Annotated in this window: 1 pseudogene; it reads right to left on the bottom strand. The window is 42.5% G+C overall.

Annotation, left to right across the window (positions count from 1 at the left end):
• Positions 1 to 206: pseudogene (locus R7Q11_RS28015) on the bottom strand (manganese-dependent inorganic pyrophosphatase); the annotation flags it as partial.
• Positions 207 to 584 lie beyond the last annotated feature (378 nt).

Here is a 584-nt window from a genome sequence, read left to right on the forward strand (position 1 = left end):
TTCGCTTCGCCTGTTAGCGCTGCTTCTCCGCCATAGATGTGTGACGCTAGGATAACGGAAACGGCACTATCGGTGTCTGGGCTCAAATGTCCAACCCATACAAGGTTGTCGGTATTATTGTTTGAAAGCGTGGTGAGATCCAAAGCGCCCTCAGCCAAACAGCTGAAAGAGGCAATCATGGTTAATCCAAGTAGTGAACGTTTCATTTGAGTCCTTAATGGTGAGTGGTAAGTTACTATTGGTACTGCATAGACCATTGATTCAAATGTAATTTTTTCGAGTTGCCAATTCACCCGATATTCTTGGAATCGCAAACGTTTTTCGAGTCGATACACACTTTTTTATCGAATCCGCTTACAACTTAAACAGGACATTTAGACAAGCGAAAGGCGATTTTCCAAAAACAAAAAGGAAACGATTGGTGCCAACCGTTTCCTTTACTTGTTATTGCTATTTAAAAGCGAGTGAATTACGCCACTTCAAGAATCACTTTTTCCAACTTATCTAAGCCTTCACTAAGCACTTCAGGCTCAATGGTTAACGGCGGCAACAAGCGAATCACGTTCGCTTTTACCCCACAAGAA

Source organism: Vibrio sp. 970 (assembly GCF_033339075.1).